This window comes from Listeria monocytogenes, assembly GCF_900187225.1.
Lineage (GTDB): Bacteria > Bacillota > Bacilli > Lactobacillales > Listeriaceae > Listeria > Listeria monocytogenes.
Genome location: NZ_LT906436.1, coordinates 914,170 through 928,604, shown reverse-complemented (window position 1 = coordinate 928,604; position 14,435 = coordinate 914,170). Strand labels below are relative to the sequence as shown.

Here is a 14,435-nt window from a genome sequence, read left to right as displayed (position 1 = left end):
AGGCTATTTCTTACGTATGCAATTCTTTCACGACAGGAATTCTAATTTCGATATTTGTTTCGTCGCTTCCTTGTTTCGTATACACTTCCAGTTTAAATGGTAGTGGATCAAAAACAGGATTATTCGCCGTAATATAAGGTTTATAATTTTTTTCTTGAATGGCTCTGGCAATCTCTTCATAGCTTTCACCTATATCGGTATCCTGAATATGCTCTGCTACAAAATACGTATGCGCTGGCACTTCAATCCACTCAAGCGGTTCTTTTAAATTAGAATATTTTTGTTCGACCGGTATTGCCGAATAATGCGTTATTCCGTCTTCTATATTATGGACAGAAATCCCATAAAAAATTTTTTGCTTGGAAAAGTCATCTAGTTCTCGCGCAAGTTGAAGTATTTCTTTGAAGGTAGTTTTTATTTCTGTGTGAAGTGCTTCTGCTTTAAGACCTTCTCGAACGAGTGCAATACCAGTAAATCCTTCCCATTCCTCCAGTCGCTTTAATCTAATCGCCATAATAATCTACTCCTTTACAAAAGCATCTCACACAAACTAATTTATCCGCATACCATATAATAAATACCCGCCTGAGGGCAAGTTAAAACAAGATGCTAATAAGAATTATGACAGCGATAATAATTACAAAAGATAGCCAAGCAACCGGGCGAGCTGTATTAATCGTCCAACCAATCCCAAAACGTTTTTCTACAAATAAGGCTGGATCATTTCGGTTAAAATAAATAACGCCTGCTTTCCAAAAGGAATCATCATCCCGAATTGGTTTATTGACACCATCAGGTTGGTCAGCAAATTTGAGTCTGCTACCGCCTTGTCCTACTTTTACAGCAAGGAGGACAGTCCCAAACAAAATTAAGACAACAGAAATAATCATCGTTACCATCATCCATTCAGCTGGAAGTGCAAGTAATGTGACTACTTGCATGATAAGAAAATCAATCACCATTATCGTACACATAATTAACATAGCTTTACTAGAAATCTGTCTAAATAACATATTTCGTTTTAATGAATTAGTAGGGTTTTCGTTCTCTACCGTTTGTTTGCTCCGTGCAATAACAAAATTAATAAAGATAAACAATGCAATCATTCCTAGCTGCATCATTGGTAGTAACAATACGACTCTAGGTGATTTGGCGACTGTATCTGTCACGGTTCCGCTCATATCAAAATGGATAGGAAAATCAACGGGGGCTGTTGAATAAAATACGACTGTAATCGCAAGTGTAATAATGAAAATAAGCAGTGGCACGATAAACCATGTATACGAAATAACCATTTTTCTGCGATGAAAACTAGTGTCTACCATTATAATAGAATTAGTCGAAATTTCTCCAGCTTCTATTTTGTCTCTTTTCCACTGTAAAGTTGTGTGGTGAAAGCGATAATAAATAATAAAAGAAACGATTAATTGACTAAACATCGAAGCAATAAAAATACCAGCTTGCGTATTTTCACTCGAATGAAAGCCTTGAATTAACGCGATTCCGATAATAGCAACGAAAGAGGTCCACAAAATCACTTGCCCAACATATTGTTTTTTTAACTGTGTTAATTCTGCATTCCGGTTAGCACGTTCGCCAACATTTACTCCGAAACATTCTGATTTTCTTATTACAAAAGGGGTTATTGCTTGCAGTGAAATGATAGCAATACTGACAAAAATATAAATGATAATTTCCATTTCTACTCCACTCTCCGTCCATGCATTTCGTCAAAAATTGCTTTACTTACTTCGAGCCACTTCTCTTCGGTGACACCGCGCACAACCGATTCCGCGATGAGTGGTTTTAGCTTCGTTTGTAATTTAGTAAAAAATAGCTCATCTGCCTTAGCTACCCCATCCGGATGAATAACCACTCCTTTTTGACGATGTATTTGAATAAATCCTTCTTGTTTTAAAATTTGGTAGGCCTTGTTTACAGTATGAAAATTAATTCCGATATCTGCACCAAGACTCCGAACAGAAGGTAATTTGTCTCCTGGTAAAAGTTCCCGTTTCGCCATGCCTTCGATGATTTGATTGCATATTTGTGTATAAATTGGCTCGTCTGATTGAAGATCAATTGCAAGTAACATAGAAACACCTCTCCTTCAACTGTTATATATATTGTATAACACATATACTTCTACGTCAATAGCAGTAATTCAGTGGCTATTTAAAGCAGTTAATGGTACTATAAAATTTATCAATAAGGTTTTAGAAAGAAGGGGAGAATTTGAAGTTTTCACGATTTCGAGATAGTAAATTATTTTTTTGGACAATTGAAATTTTAGCGGTTGTAGCTATTTTGTTCGTTCTATTACAAATGAAGTACATATTTTCACCAATCGGCATCATAGTTTCTACATTATTTATGCCGATTTTAGTAGCAGGGTTCCTATTCTATTTATTTAACCCACTTGTATTATTTTTAGAAAAAAGAAAAGTACCTCGACTTTTGAGTGTTATTGTAATTTTTATCGCTTTTATCACGCTTGTTGTTCTTGCAGTAATGCAACTCGGTCCAACGCTTGCTGACCAAGTAGCTGAACTTGCAAAAGCAATACCAGGTTACTGGCAAGATTTTGAAAAATGGCTGCAAGGTCTCTCGAATAATTCTGCATTAAAAGATATAGATATGAAACAAGAACTTGAGAAGCTCAACATTTCCTTACCAAAAATCATGTCTGTGGTCGTTGATGGGGTAGCTTCTAGTTTTGGAGCCATTGTCTCCTTTGTCTCTAGTTTTGTCATGATTCTTGTAACTGTACCATTTATCGTCTTTTATATGTTTAAAGATGGTCATAAGTTCGTTGAATCCTCTGGTAAATTTTTCCCGGCTGGTATTCGTTCTGAAGCAAAACAAATTATTAAAGAAATGAACAAAACAATCTCTACTTACATTAGTTCACAAGCAATTGATTGTATGTTTGTTGGTTTATTTACTTTCATTGGGTACTTAATTATTGGTCAACCGTATGCCCTTCTTTTCGGGTTCATTGCTGGTGCGACGAATATTATTCCTTATCTTGGACCATTCATTGGAGCAGCTCCAGCAGTTATCGTGGCGCTATTTACTTCTCCAGTCCAAGCACTGCTCGTTATTGTTGTCGTAACGATTGTGCAACAAATTGACTCTAACTTACTTTCTCCATATATTATGGGTAAATCTCTATCGATTCACCCACTAACTATTATCATTATCTTGATTGTTGCTGGAAACTTAGCAGGAATCTTTGGAATGATTTTAGGTGTTCCACTTTATGCGGTTGTGAAAACAATTATCGTGAATGTTAATCGTTTAATTAAATTGCGGCGAGGTCAGCTGGCGATTGATAATAATCTTCCTGATCCGGATACACCGAAAAAATAAAAAAACGAGCTTTGGGAAACTACTTCCTAAAGCTCGTTTTTTCTATGCTTTTTTAAAATGAGAGGTGTCATTTAAACGTTCTAATTTGAATAAGCCGTTTTCGTAAGCTAGTACAGTAACACTTGCATTGTCGAGGATAACCGCTTCGTCCATGGATGGTTCTAGTTCGTGGACGATGTTACGAATAGTGTTTCCGTGAGCGACGATAAGGACGTTTCCGCCAGTTTCTCTATGACGATTGATAACGTGTAAGAAACCTTGTTCTACGCGCGTCCAAAATGTCATGAAATCTTCCGCATCTCCGGTTGGATCAGCCGCTTTTGTACCGTTCATTGTTTCGCGCACATCGGCTTTTTGGAATAGCTCTTCTTGATTCGCATATCCCATATGATGTGCAATTTCGTTCCAGGCAACATCGCCTTTTTCACCTTCGTAGGAGCCGAAGAAAGTTTCCCGAAATTCACTTAATGGCTCAAGCGTTAAGCCGAATGCGTGTTTATTTTCTTTAAGCAAGTGGCCAGCTGTCGCGATTGTACGGTGTAAGTCACTTGAATATGCTGCGACGAACTCTGTTTCAGCAAGACCTCGACCGCTTTCTTTTACTATTTCAATTCCTTCTGGTGTCAGTGGCGTATCAGCCCAGCCTTGCATGCGCAAATTTTTGTTTAAGTAGGTTTGACCATGTCTTACAAAATAAAGTGATAATTTTTTTCCCATTACGTACTTCCTCCTCCATCGTTGTTTTCTATTTCATTGTAACAAATTCTTCGGATCCTGTTGGGTGGATAGCGACTGTATTGTCGAAATCGGCTTTTGTTGCGCCCATATTAATAGCAACAGCGAATCCTTGAATCATTTCGTCCACACCGTAACCAATCCCGTGCAAGCCAATGACGCGCTCTGTCTTCCCTTCGCAAATTAATTTCATTCGACAAGGTTCGCGGTGGTCTGTGATGGCTGTATACATTGAGGTAAAGCTTGAAGTGTACACTTTGATATTTTCTTTGCCATATTTTTCGATTGCTTCTGGTTCTGTTAGACCAACTGTTCCGATAGCTGGATGGCTAAATACGACGGTTGGGATATTTTCATAGTTTAAATGTGCATCTTTTTTGTTATTGAAAAGGCGTTCTGATAAACGGCGGCCCGCTGCAATTGCGACTGGAGTTAATTCATAATGACCCGTTACATCGCCAACCGCATAAATCCCAGCTACATTGGTGTTTTGGAATTTATCTACGGCGATATGTCCGCTTTCTAGAAGTTCTACGCCCGCTTTTTCGATTTGAAGACCTTGGATGACAGGTTTACGTCCAATCGCCCAAATAAGCGTATCAACGGTTTCTGTGCGGCCATCCTCTAAGCTCAACGTCAAACTGCCATCTGGATTTTTTTCGACTTTTTGCGGAACGGCGTGTTTATGCAACGTCATATCCGATTGCTCGATAATTTCGGTTAGTGTATCTGTTAAAAGTGGATCGAAATTTCGGAGTGGTGCATGTTTCCGTACAAACAAATGCGTTTCTGAGCCAAGTTGTTGTAATACACCAGCTAGCTCAACTGCAATGTAGCCCGCGCCAACAACCGCCACTTTTTTCGGAAGTTCTTTTAATGCAAAAAAGCCATCTGATGTGATGCCGAATTCTGCGCCCGGAATAGAAGGAAGCGCTGGTTCGCCGCCTGTTGCAATTAAAATATGATCCGCTGTCACTAGTTCGCCGTTTACGCGCAATGTTTTTTCATCGACAAATTCGGCATAACCTTTAATCCATTCTACTTTATTATTATCAAGCCCATTTTTGTATGAACCTCGAATCCGTTCAATGTAGGCTTCTCGATTTTCGACTAGTTTTTGGAAGTTGAAGCTCGCGTCCACTTGGTAACCATAAGCATCTGCGTATAAATCCATCGCTTCTTTAATTTGTGCGCCGTACCACATGACTTTTTTCGGAACACAACCAACATTTACACAAGTTCCACCTAAAAATTTTGGTTCAATTAATGCACATTTTGCTCCGTGCATGGCTGCGCGATTAATCGAAGCAATTCCGCCACTTCCGCCGCCAATCGCAATATAATCATAATGCTTTTCCATACAAAATCTCTCCTAACATTTCTTCGTTTTCGTTTTTATAAATACGCTTCGCCCCGCATAATCGCGAGAACCCGCGGATTTGGTAAATAACGTTTTATCACTTGAAGCTTATTATACGTGTCCGTGTCCCCTAGATGTTCCGCAATTCCCATAGCAACCGCGCTACTTCGGCTGACTCCAGCGTGACAATGGACAACAATCTGCGTAAAATCTGGGTGCTCATCCACAAAATCATAAATCAACTCGCGATGCACCTCATTAAATAGCTTCATCTCTGCTTGCTCTTTGTCACTTAATCCCCAGTAGTCATCTTCTTCGTTAATATCATTAAAATGAACGGGCAAAATAGCTTCAAAAAGTGATTCGTGTTTGAGTGGCTGATAGGTTGCGCCGACATCCGCAATACGAATAAGTAAAGTATGCTCTGAGCGCGGCTTAAACTGCACCGCTACTACTTCTGGTACGGCAATTATCCGTAAATCAAATGGATCAAAATCAATTTGGCGCCTTTCTTTGTTAATATAATTCGCCATCCTGCATGTCCCCTTTTCCAGTGCAACAAGATTTTCCTTCGTCTTATTCCTCTTCTATTCTATCACGCCTAGAGACTTTTACATAAAGAAGCAGTTTCAAACATAAAAAATAACCAAATAAAATTATCTGGTTATTTTTTCCCTTGGCGGTAAAGATCTTTTGTTTTATAACCTTGACTCAAAATATCGACCATCTCTAAACGTCTTTTTTCTTGTGTGGCTGGTTGTTTGGCAGAGTAAATATAGCGCGCCCATACACGCTGGTATCCTGTCGCTAGATTGTTATAGAAGACTTGTAAATCGTCTTTGTCTGCTAGAAATTCTGCGACTAGAGGTACATGGTCGGCGTATTCATCTGCGGAAGGATTATTTTTCTTAACGCCTTTTGCTTTTAGTTTTGTTGCTTCTTTTAGCCCAACAACCGTGTACGTTTCATCGAGTGCAACCATTCGCGTGAATTTGAGTGTGCTGCCATCGACGTAGCCTTCTTCATCGGTTTTAAGCGCTGGCATTAATTCATCGCGGTGTACATATGTAGCGAACTTTTTATTGCCTTTTTTAGGGTAAGCGAAGAATAAATATCCATCCACGGAAAGTTTATTTTCAGCAATTACTTTTTGCACGAACGTAATTAATTCTTCTAGCGTTTCAACAAAATCGAAAATTAAATCGTATTGTTTGTCTGCTAGTTTTTCTTCGTAATTTGCTAGATTTTGGAAATAATCCGCTCCATCTGGTTGATTTAGGATGACTGCTTCTTTATATTTAGCCAGTTGTAATTTTTCTACTATTGTTTTCTCTGCCATATTCCAGCACCTCGTTTGTATTGTTTGGTTTCAGTATATAGCCTTCCCTTTAAGTAATCAAGCCAAACTAGATGAAAAAAAACCAAGCACCACGGCTTGGTCTATAAATCATTTTATTTAAAAACAACAATCTCATTAATTTCAATCGACGGGTCTAAACTTTTCGCAACCGGGCAGGCATCTTTAACTAAATGCACTGTTTTTTCGGCTTTCGCTTGGTTACTTTTATCCACTAAATCAACTGTGAAAGTAACATTAATTTTCGTTAACACATGCACAGCACTTTCTTGATCTTGCTCGTAATCGGTATGAATGCTTAAATCATTTATATCAATTCGTTTTTTCTCAAGTAATGTTTGATAGACATATCCGCTACAAGCAGCAACCGCCGCAACAGTTATTTGAACTGGAGAAAAACCTTCTTCTTTAATTAATGTCCAGTTTCCACTTGGATGTACAAGTTCCAATACTTTCCCATTTTTCACTAAATCCATGATTCATTCCTCCAATTTAATTCTTACAATTCTTATATGAATAATAAGATTATAGCTCAAATAAAAAGCTGTGTCCAATTTCCTGTACGAAAAAAAGAACCCAAGTTTTGCTTGGATTCTTTTTGAGCGGTCCCGACGGGATTTGAACCCGCGATCTCCTGCGTGACAGGCAGGCATGTTAACCCCTACACCACGGAACCATATGTATAAAAAATGAATAAAAAAGTGACCCGTACGGGATTCGAACCCGTGTTACCGCCGTGAAAGGGCGGTGTCTTAACCGCTTGACCAACGGGCCAGATAAAAAACGAAAAATGAATATATATTCAATTGAATTCATTTCTCTTACACCAGCTTTTTTATTATAACATAATCTGAGTGACTGTCAACGGCTTTTTCTAATTTTATTTACATTTTTTTCATCGGAAGTTTTTTATACATTTTTACCTCCATAAAACAAAGTCAGCTATGCTTTACGGGCATGCTGACTTTATTTTACTTTTCTCGGTGGTCAACCATAATAAAACTTCTTGTATCATAGCGATGTCTTGATCTAGAATATTCCACTGGTCTACCATCTTTCAAATACACTACTTGCTCCACTTCTAAAACTGGGTCGTGTTCCCCGCACGCTAAATATTCTTGATCATATTCAGATGGCTTATCGGCATTAATTTTCCGAAAGGCACCGCTTAGCACGAGTCCCAGTGAGTCTTGTAAGTATGCATAAATCGAATGATGCAAAATTTCTTTCGTTAAACCAGGAACTAAATCTGCCGGCATCGTTGTATGCTCTAACACATATGGTGCGCCGTCCAAGAGCCGTAAACGAATCAATTTGTAAACCGGTTGATCTGCTTTTATTAAAAGTTGTTCTTGTGTTTTTTCATCTGGGAAGGCAATATCGAATGCAATAATTTTACTCGAGATTCGGTTGTCTCCCATCATTTTTGTCAAACCATCATAATCCCGCAAACTCGCGTCTTGCTTATTAGCTAAGGCATTTTTCATGACAAAAGTTCCTGCACCCCGTTGTCTGTAAACAAGTCCTTCAAGCGCTAAAACGTCAAAGGCTTTTTTTATAGTCATTCTGCTACAATCATAGGCTTTACATAAGCTCACTTGATCAGGAAGAATGGATTCTGGTGGGTAAGTACCGTTGTTTATTTTTTCGCGTATATCTGCTGCAATCAATTCATACTTAACCAATTCGATCGCTCCTTCACTTGAATTAAAAATGTCTAGTCATTTCTAGTCAAATTATAGCATATCGAAAAGGAAAACATAACTTATTTGATAGCCGCCTCTGATTCTCTCGCAATATTTGTACGATCGACTAGTTTTAAGAACGGATACCAGATAATGAGGACGATGAAGAAGTCGACTACTTGAAGCGCCCCACCTAGCCATGAATTGGTTGCGAGAATACCATTGATTACAATTGGCACCGTCCAAGGAACAGCAACCCCGGTTGGAGCAGGAACAATACCAGCTGCCATTACGAAATAATTCAGGGTAGTTACAATCAAAGGTGCAATAATCCATGGAATTAAAATCGTAGCATTTAATACAATTGGCATACCAAAAAGTACTGGCTCATTAACGTTAAAAATTCCAGGCCCAAGAGCTAATCGGCCAATTTCTTTACTTTGCTTACTTTTCATTAAGAATGCTAATGCAATAACGACTGCTAAAGTCATCCCTGATCCGCCCATACCAACAGTAAATACTTCCATAAATGGTTTCGTAATAATATGTGGCAATGGGAGTCCAGCTTTATAGGCATCTAAATTTTCAAGCATTAACGTATTCCAAATCGGGTCCATTACCGAGTTGACAATGATTTGACCATGCAGGCCGAAAAACCATAATACTTGGACAAAAAATAAAGCGATTAGTGTTGGAACAATTCCTGAACCAAGCCCCACTAAAGGCTTTTGAATAACAGTATAAACAACATCATGTAAGTTTGTATGGAAGAAGAATTGTACAATAACATTAATTGCTAAAAAAATACTTAATGTTAAGATAGCTGGAATAAGTGCTGCAAATGATTTAGCTACAGCAGGTGGCACTCCTGCAGGCATTTTGATTGTCCAATCCCGTTGAACAAAAAATCGATATAATTCTGCAGCAATAAACCCAGTAATCATTCCGATAAACATTCCTTTTGCCCCAAGTCGATCTAACGAAAGTGCTCCAGTAATAAGCTCTCCATCAGGACTATTAAAGAAAAATGGCGTTAAAATCAAGAAGCTTGCAAGGGCAACTGCCCCCCCATAAATTGCTTCAACTTTATAATATTTAGATAGTGAATATCCAATTCCAAAAACAACAAAGACAGTCATAATACTCATCGTGGCGCTTTGGGCATTCCCAAGATACAACTGTAAAACTGCCTTCGTTTCATCACTCCAAAACGGTAGATTCATTAAAACCACCGCAATCGAACCAAACATTGTTAGCGGAAATGCCAACATGAATGCATCTCTTAAAGTGGTTAAGTACCTATTCTCTCCTAGTTTTGCAGCAAGAGGCATTAACTTTTCCCCAAGTAACTCCATAAACTTATTCACTTTACTTCCCCCAAACATGATATTTTTCTAAAAAGAAAACGTTTTCTATTTATTATTATACTCATTTAATGTTAAATGTCTAGTCTTTTCAAAATAAAAGACCAAACAAAAAAGACTTTCATCATCACAATGAAAGTCTCCTTCTTATTTTTTCTTCTTCTTTGCTAGCTTTTCTGCTGCTTTTTGTTTATTTTCTGCTAGTCGGAAAAGCGTCATTTCTTTAATTAACTCGTAAGGAACTTCTTCTTTGATTGGGAATTGCACAGCGCCTTTTGAATGCTTGTAATTTCCGAGCTTAGATTCGAATGCCGCAATGCCACTAGAAGCTGGATAAAACCCGTAATGATTTTTCGCAACAGCAAAGTGCACCAGGTTTCCTTCCAAATAAAAAGTCGGCATTTGATAACTGATTTTCTCTGTTGCTTCCGGTGCAGCTGCTTTAATGGTTTCTCTGATTTTTTGCAACACTTCTTTTGTTTCCGGTGGCGCTTGGGTAATATATTCATCAATCGTTGTAAATTCTAGTTTATTATCCATAGTCCTTTCCTTTCTGAAACGTTTTTTTTATTATAGCAAATTTCCTAATTAATTTTAACTTATCACCATTTCACCAGCCACGATTTTCAGTAAAAAATCCACGAACGAGTCTGCTACAATCGAACTTTCTTCAAACTCTGGTTCCGAACCATGAACAACACTTCCGTCATTTAAAGTGATAGCATAATATTCATAACAACCGCCAACACTCATCATAATTGGTAAATGTGCATTCCAAAATAGTCTTACTTTATTTTCTAAATTTTTATCGCCTTCTGCTGCTTCTAAACTCATTTGTTCAAAAGAATTCCACGAAAAGGCGTCATCCTCATTCTCTAAAAAATCTTCTTCCGATAAAAACCAACAAGTGTCCCCCGCATTGCTACAGAGGTTAAGTTGTCTATAAAAGGCCTTATATGCATCTGGCAACTTTCCATATCTCTTAAAAATCTGCTCTGGCAAGTTTTTCTCTACAGCAGACAAATCTACTTGCCAATTATTATTTTTAGCCCATTCAAAAAAATGATTTATTGGTTCCATTTAAGCTACCTCCCACTATTTAGAACTCCATTCATCTCTGACTTTCATCAAAATCTTGCCTAGACGATTTTTTCCAGAGCCATCTCCGCCGTCGCCCCAATAATGATCATTTTCCGTATGTTCCACTAAAATAGCATTCTCTGTGGATAAAAGCATTTCTTTCACTTCCGAATGTTGCTCTACTTTTGCTCTGATTGCTTTTAACATCACTTCGTCTTTCATACTTTCCCAGCCTTTTCGCAGTGGGAAGTCTCTATTTCTACCCAATTTTGCTGCATCTATTGGTTTTTTCGTATTAATTACTTTTTTAATAATTTTTTTATCTATAAATTTTTGTGCTTGGAAATAGTGTTCTGTAGTTGGGTAAGTCACGCCGTCTATGACAACTGGATGTAAAGAGAAATTAGAGAAACAGCCATAGTCCGCATTTTCACTATAAAAATGGATAACCTTCATTTTGCACCTCCGAGTATTGACGTTATGTTTTTTGCAACTTGAGCTTATCTTTCAAAATAACTTTAGCATACATATAGAGGCAAATCCATCGCGATTTTCCACAAAAAAAAACACTGCTTAGTTTCCTAAACAATGTCTTAATAATTTATTACGGAGAAGGAGGGATTTGAACCCTCGCGCCGCGCGAGCGACCTATACCCTTAGCAGGGGCACCTCTTCAGCCACTTGAGTACTTCCCCAAACTCCACAGGCAGGACTCGAACCTGCGACCGATCGGTTAACAGCCGATTGCTCTACCAACTGAGCTACTGTGGAATTATCTGACTTCCACTAGTATACGCAGAATCGGGCGAAAATGCAAGACTTTTCACGGGTTTTCTGTATAAATTTTCTTGGAGTCAGTTTGAATTAGTTTTCCACCGCAACTGCCACAGCGATAACGGTTCACATTGAATCTGCGTTGTCTTAAAAAGGACTTCCCGCAACTTTTGCATGTATATTCATGCATGGTAATTTCACGTGGTATCGTTGCACAAAATCTCGGTGCGTCTACTTTTTTTAATAACTCGCGGAAATCTTGATCGCGATGCTGATAGCCTTTTTTCTCTAAATGAAGGTGATAATGACATAGTTCGTGCTTCATAATCCCGATAAAGTACGCTAATCCAAAGTTTTCTAGGTACTTGGGGTTCATTTCGATATTATGACTTTTTAGCAAATAACGTCCCCCAGTGGTTCGTAAGCGCGCATTAAACACGGCTTGGTGGCGAAATTCTTTTTGGAAAAATTGCAGCGACACTTCTTCCATGTGTCGCTGCAATTCTGCTTGATTCATTATTTAACACTTCCATTAGGATTTAGCATAGTTAAAGCAATACGATTTTTCTTTGTATCCACTTCATCGACCCAAACCGTTACAACGTCTCCTACTGAAACGACATCCATCGGGTTTTTAACAAATGAATTACTTAGTTTTGAAATATGCACAAGGCCGTCTTGTTTCACACCAATGTCAACAAAAGCGCCAAAGTCAACTACATTACGAACTGTTCCTTGTAATTCCATTCCTTGTTTTAAATCTTCCATCGAAATAACATCTTGTTTTAAAAGTGGTGCTGGAAGTTCATCACGAAGGTCGCGACCAGGAGCAATTAAGTTATCAATGATATCGCGCATGGTTTCTTTACCAATGGTTAATTTCTCTGCTTCTTCTGGGATACTAAGCGCTTGTAATGCCGCTTTTAAATCTTCGCTGCCGATATCTTTTAAGCCAAAACCAGCTGCTTTAACAATTTGTTCTGCTGCTTTATAACTTTCAGGGTGAATCGCTGTTTTATCAAGCGGGTTTTCGCCTTCTAAAATACGTAAGAAGCCGATACTTTGTTCATATGATTTCGCGCCTAGACGAGGAACTTTTTTCAACTCTTTACGAGAAGCAAACGAACCATTTTCCTCGCGATATTTACGGATATTATTTGCAACTGTTTTATTCAAACCAGCAACATATTGTAAAAGAGAGGCGGATGCTGTATTTACGTTGACACCGACTTGGTTGACGGCCGTTTCAACGACGAAAGTTAGTGTTTCATTTAAACGTTTTTGTGCTACGTCATGTTGATATTGTCCTACACCGACAGATTTCGGATCGATTTTCACAAGTTCTGCTAGTGGATCTTGCAAACGGCGTCCAATTGAAACTGCGCTACGTTCTTCTACTTGATAATCTGGGAACTCCTCGCGAGCTGTTTCACTCGCGGAATACACACTCGCACCAGCTTCATTTACAATACAATAATAAGCATTGGAGTTCGATTCACGAATCACTTCCACAATAAATTGCTCTGTTTCACGTGATGCCGTTCCGTTACCAATCGCGATAACTTCTACTTGATATGTTGATAAAATTTCTGCAATTTTTTGTTTCGCTTCTGGACGACGTGCTTTAGCCGTATGTGGGTAAACAACACCGATTTCAAGCACTTTCCCCGTTTGATCTAACACAGAGAATTTACAACCTGTTCTAAAAGCCGGATCGACCCCAAGGATGATTTTCCCTTTTAAAGGTGGTTGTAATAGCAATTTGCGCAAGTTCTCGGAGAAAATGTGGATGGCTTGTTCTTCACCTTTGTCTGTTAGTTCGCCGCGAATTTCACGTTCAATTGCTGGACCAATAAAGCGTTTATAGGCATCTAAAATAGCTTCTTCTACATAAGGACGAGTTGCAGAATTGCGATTTTGGATAACTTTTTCAAATAAATATTGGAAGATTTTTGTTGTATCCACTTGGACTTGTACACGTAAAATATCTTCTTTTTCCCCGCGGTTAAAAGCAAGAATACGGTGACTAGCTACTTTTCCAATCATTTCGTTAAATTCATAATACATTTCGTACACGCCTTTTTCGTCTGCTTCGGCGTTTTTCGCTCTGGATTCAATCATCCCGAATTTGCGTGTAAAGTTACGAATCCATTCACGGAAACTAGGCTCATCACTGATTTGTTCGGCAATAATTTCATGCGCGCCGAGTAATGCAGCTTCTGCTGATTCCACTTCTTTTTCTTCTGAAATGTAGTTTGCAGCTTCTGTCAATGGATCGGCATTGCTTGGAAAGCTCATAAGCCATTCAGCCAGTGGTTCTAAGCCTTTTTCTTTGGCGATTGTTGCTTTCGTGCGTTTCTTTTGTTTATACGGACGATATAAGTCTTCAAGCGCTTGGTGTTTTTCAGCTTTGACGATTGCCGCTCTCAGTTCATCTGTTAATTTTCCTTGTTCATCTATTAAGCGAATGATTTCTTCTTTACGGTTTTCTAATTTCGTTACATATTCAAATGTTTCTTCAATATCACGGATTTCTACTTCATCTAAGCTACCAGTCATTTCTTTACGGTAACGCGCGATGAACGGAACCGTGTTACCTTCTTCCATTAATTTGATAACAGCATTAATTTGCGCTGGTTTATACGTTAGCGATTTTTGGACTAATTTCATTATTTTATCTTGCATTTGTTCCATACTTGATAGCCTCC

16 protein-coding genes and 4 tRNA genes are annotated in these 14,435 nt (G+C 38.4%); 1 reads left to right on the top strand and 19 read right to left on the bottom strand.

Annotation, left to right across the window (positions count from 1 at the left end; translation table 11 throughout):
- Positions 1-10: 10 nt before the first annotated feature.
- From CKV70_RS04700 to CKV70_RS04690, 3 genes are all read right to left on the bottom strand, one after another.
- Positions 11-514, bottom strand: a complete 504-nt coding sequence (locus tag CKV70_RS04700) for a GyrI-like domain-containing protein (RefSeq protein ID WP_014600676.1) — start codon at positions 512-514, stop codon at positions 11-13.
- A gap of 82 nt (positions 515-596) precedes the next feature.
- Complete coding sequence (locus CKV70_RS04695; protein WP_014600675.1) at positions 597-1,700, bottom strand: DUF1648 domain-containing protein; 1,104 nt, start codon at positions 1,698-1,700, stop codon at positions 597-599.
- A 2-nt stretch (positions 1,701-1,702) separates the two neighbouring features.
- Positions 1,703-2,095: a GntR family transcriptional regulator gene (locus tag CKV70_RS04690; protein WP_003721477.1), complete on the bottom strand. Its 393-nt coding sequence runs from the start codon at positions 2,093-2,095 to the stop codon at positions 1,703-1,705.
- A 140-nt stretch (positions 2,096-2,235) separates the two neighbouring features.
- Between CKV70_RS04690 and CKV70_RS04685 the strand changes: the two genes are divergently transcribed.
- Positions 2,236-3,372 (top strand): AI-2E family transporter, encoded by a 1,137-nt coding sequence (locus CKV70_RS04685; RefSeq protein ID WP_014600674.1) that lies wholly within the window; start codon positions 2,236-2,238, stop codon positions 3,370-3,372.
- Between the two features lie 42 nt (positions 3,373-3,414).
- Here the strand turns inward: CKV70_RS04685 and CKV70_RS04680 are convergent, their stop codons facing one another.
- From CKV70_RS04680 to CKV70_RS04605, 16 genes are all read right to left on the bottom strand, one after another.
- Positions 3,415-4,089 carry a histidine phosphatase family protein gene (locus tag CKV70_RS04680; RefSeq protein WP_003732396.1) on the bottom strand — a complete coding sequence of 225 codons (675 nt, stop codon included), beginning with the start codon at positions 4,087-4,089 and terminating at the stop codon, positions 3,415-3,417.
- Positions 4,090-4,117: 28 nt separating this feature from the next.
- Positions 4,118-5,467: a glutathione-disulfide reductase gene (gorA, locus tag CKV70_RS04675; protein ID WP_012581654.1), complete on the bottom strand. Its 1,350-nt coding sequence runs from the start codon at positions 5,465-5,467 to the stop codon at positions 4,118-4,120.
- Between the two features lie 35 nt (positions 5,468-5,502).
- Entirely contained in the window at positions 5,503-6,000 is a 498-nt protein-coding gene (locus tag CKV70_RS04670; protein ID WP_014600672.1) for a tyrosine phosphatase family protein, read from the bottom strand.
- A gap of 131 nt (positions 6,001-6,131) precedes the next feature.
- Positions 6,132-6,806 (bottom strand): YdeI/OmpD-associated family protein, encoded by a 675-nt coding sequence (locus CKV70_RS04665; protein ID WP_003721472.1) that lies wholly within the window; start codon positions 6,804-6,806, stop codon positions 6,132-6,134.
- A gap of 113 nt (positions 6,807-6,919) precedes the next feature.
- A complete protein-coding gene (locus CKV70_RS04660; RefSeq protein ID WP_014600671.1) occupies positions 6,920-7,300 on the bottom strand; it encodes an OsmC family protein in 381 nt (126 codons plus the stop codon).
- 127 nt (positions 7,301-7,427) lie between these two features.
- A tRNA-Asp gene (locus CKV70_RS04655) sits at positions 7,428-7,500 on the bottom strand.
- Between the two features lie 26 nt (positions 7,501-7,526).
- A tRNA-Glu gene (locus CKV70_RS04650) sits at positions 7,527-7,598 on the bottom strand.
- Between the two features lie 197 nt (positions 7,599-7,795).
- Positions 7,796-8,509 carry a GntR family transcriptional regulator gene (locus CKV70_RS04645; protein ID WP_003724829.1) on the bottom strand — a complete coding sequence of 238 codons (714 nt, stop codon included), beginning with the start codon at positions 8,507-8,509 and terminating at the stop codon, positions 7,796-7,798.
- A gap of 80 nt (positions 8,510-8,589) precedes the next feature.
- Entirely contained in the window at positions 8,590-9,876 is a 1,287-nt protein-coding gene (gene celB / locus CKV70_RS04640) for a PTS cellobiose transporter subunit IIC (protein ID WP_012951401.1), read from the bottom strand.
- Positions 9,877-10,020: 144 nt separating this feature from the next.
- Positions 10,021-10,413 (bottom strand): iron chaperone, encoded by a 393-nt coding sequence (locus tag CKV70_RS04635; protein WP_003721468.1) that lies wholly within the window; start codon positions 10,411-10,413, stop codon positions 10,021-10,023.
- Between the two features lie 54 nt (positions 10,414-10,467).
- Positions 10,468-10,953, bottom strand: a complete 486-nt coding sequence (locus tag CKV70_RS04630) for an SMI1/KNR4 family protein (RefSeq protein WP_014600670.1) — start codon at positions 10,951-10,953, stop codon at positions 10,468-10,470.
- Between the two features lie 15 nt (positions 10,954-10,968).
- Positions 10,969-11,409, bottom strand: a complete 441-nt coding sequence (locus CKV70_RS04625) for a riboflavin biosynthesis intermediates N-glycosidase (protein WP_009926861.1) — start codon at positions 11,407-11,409, stop codon at positions 10,969-10,971.
- Positions 11,410-11,560: 151 nt separating this feature from the next.
- Positions 11,561-11,648: transfer RNA gene (locus tag CKV70_RS04620), tRNA-Ser, on the bottom strand.
- 3 nt (positions 11,649-11,651) lie between these two features.
- Positions 11,652-11,724: transfer RNA gene (locus CKV70_RS04615), tRNA-Asn, on the bottom strand.
- Between the two features lie 52 nt (positions 11,725-11,776).
- Positions 11,777-12,244, bottom strand: coding sequence for a SprT family protein (locus CKV70_RS04610; RefSeq protein ID WP_003721466.1), 468 nt, complete (start codon positions 12,242-12,244; stop codon positions 11,777-11,779).
- Positions 12,244-14,421, bottom strand: a complete 2,178-nt coding sequence (locus tag CKV70_RS04605) for a Tex family protein (protein ID WP_010989610.1) — start codon at positions 14,419-14,421, stop codon at positions 12,244-12,246. Before CKV70_RS04605 ends, CKV70_RS04610 begins: the two co-directional genes overlap by 1 nt.
- Positions 14,422-14,435 lie beyond the last annotated feature (14 nt).

Bases quoted from the DNA above. Each gene is read 5' to 3' on its own strand.
- CKV70_RS04630 (WP_014600670.1), bottom strand. From the start codon at position 10,953: ATGGAACCAATAAATCATTTTTTTGAATGGGCTAAAAATAATAATTGG.
- CKV70_RS04635 (WP_003721468.1), bottom strand. From the start codon at position 10,413: ATGGATAATAAACTAGAATTTACAACGATTGATGAATATATTACCCAA.
- CKV70_RS04695 (WP_014600675.1), bottom strand. From the start codon at position 1,700: ATGGAAATTATCATTTATATTTTTGTCAGTATTGCTATCATTTCACTG.
- CKV70_RS04680 (WP_003732396.1), bottom strand. From the start codon at position 4,089: ATGGGAAAAAAATTATCACTTTATTTTGTAAGACATGGTCAAACCTAC.
- CKV70_RS04665 (WP_003721472.1), bottom strand. From the start codon at position 6,806: ATGGCAGAGAAAACAATAGTAGAAAAATTACAACTGGCTAAATATAAA.
- CKV70_RS04670 (WP_014600672.1), bottom strand. From the start codon at position 6,000: ATGGCGAATTATATTAACAAAGAAAGGCGCCAAATTGATTTTGATCCA.
- gorA (WP_012581654.1), bottom strand. From the start codon at position 5,467: ATGGAAAAGCATTATGATTATATTGCGATTGGCGGCGGAAGTGGCGGA.
- CKV70_RS04660 (WP_014600671.1), bottom strand. From the start codon at position 7,300: ATGGATTTAGTGAAAAATGGGAAAGTATTGGAACTTGTACATCCAAGT.
- CKV70_RS04700 (WP_014600676.1), bottom strand. From the start codon at position 514: ATGGCGATTAGATTAAAGCGACTGGAGGAATGGGAAGGATTTACTGGT.
- CKV70_RS04690 (WP_003721477.1), bottom strand. From the start codon at position 2,095: ATGTTACTTGCAATTGATCTTCAATCAGACGAGCCAATTTATACACAA.
- CKV70_RS04610 (WP_003721466.1), bottom strand. From the start codon at position 12,244: ATGAATCAAGCAGAATTGCAGCGACACATGGAAGAAGTGTCGCTGCAA.
- CKV70_RS04605 (WP_010989610.1), bottom strand. From the start codon at position 14,421: ATGGAACAAATGCAAGATAAAATAATGAAATTAGTCCAAAAATCGCTA.
- CKV70_RS04625 (WP_009926861.1), bottom strand. From the start codon at position 11,409: ATGAAGGTTATCCATTTTTATAGTGAAAATGCGGACTATGGCTGTTTC.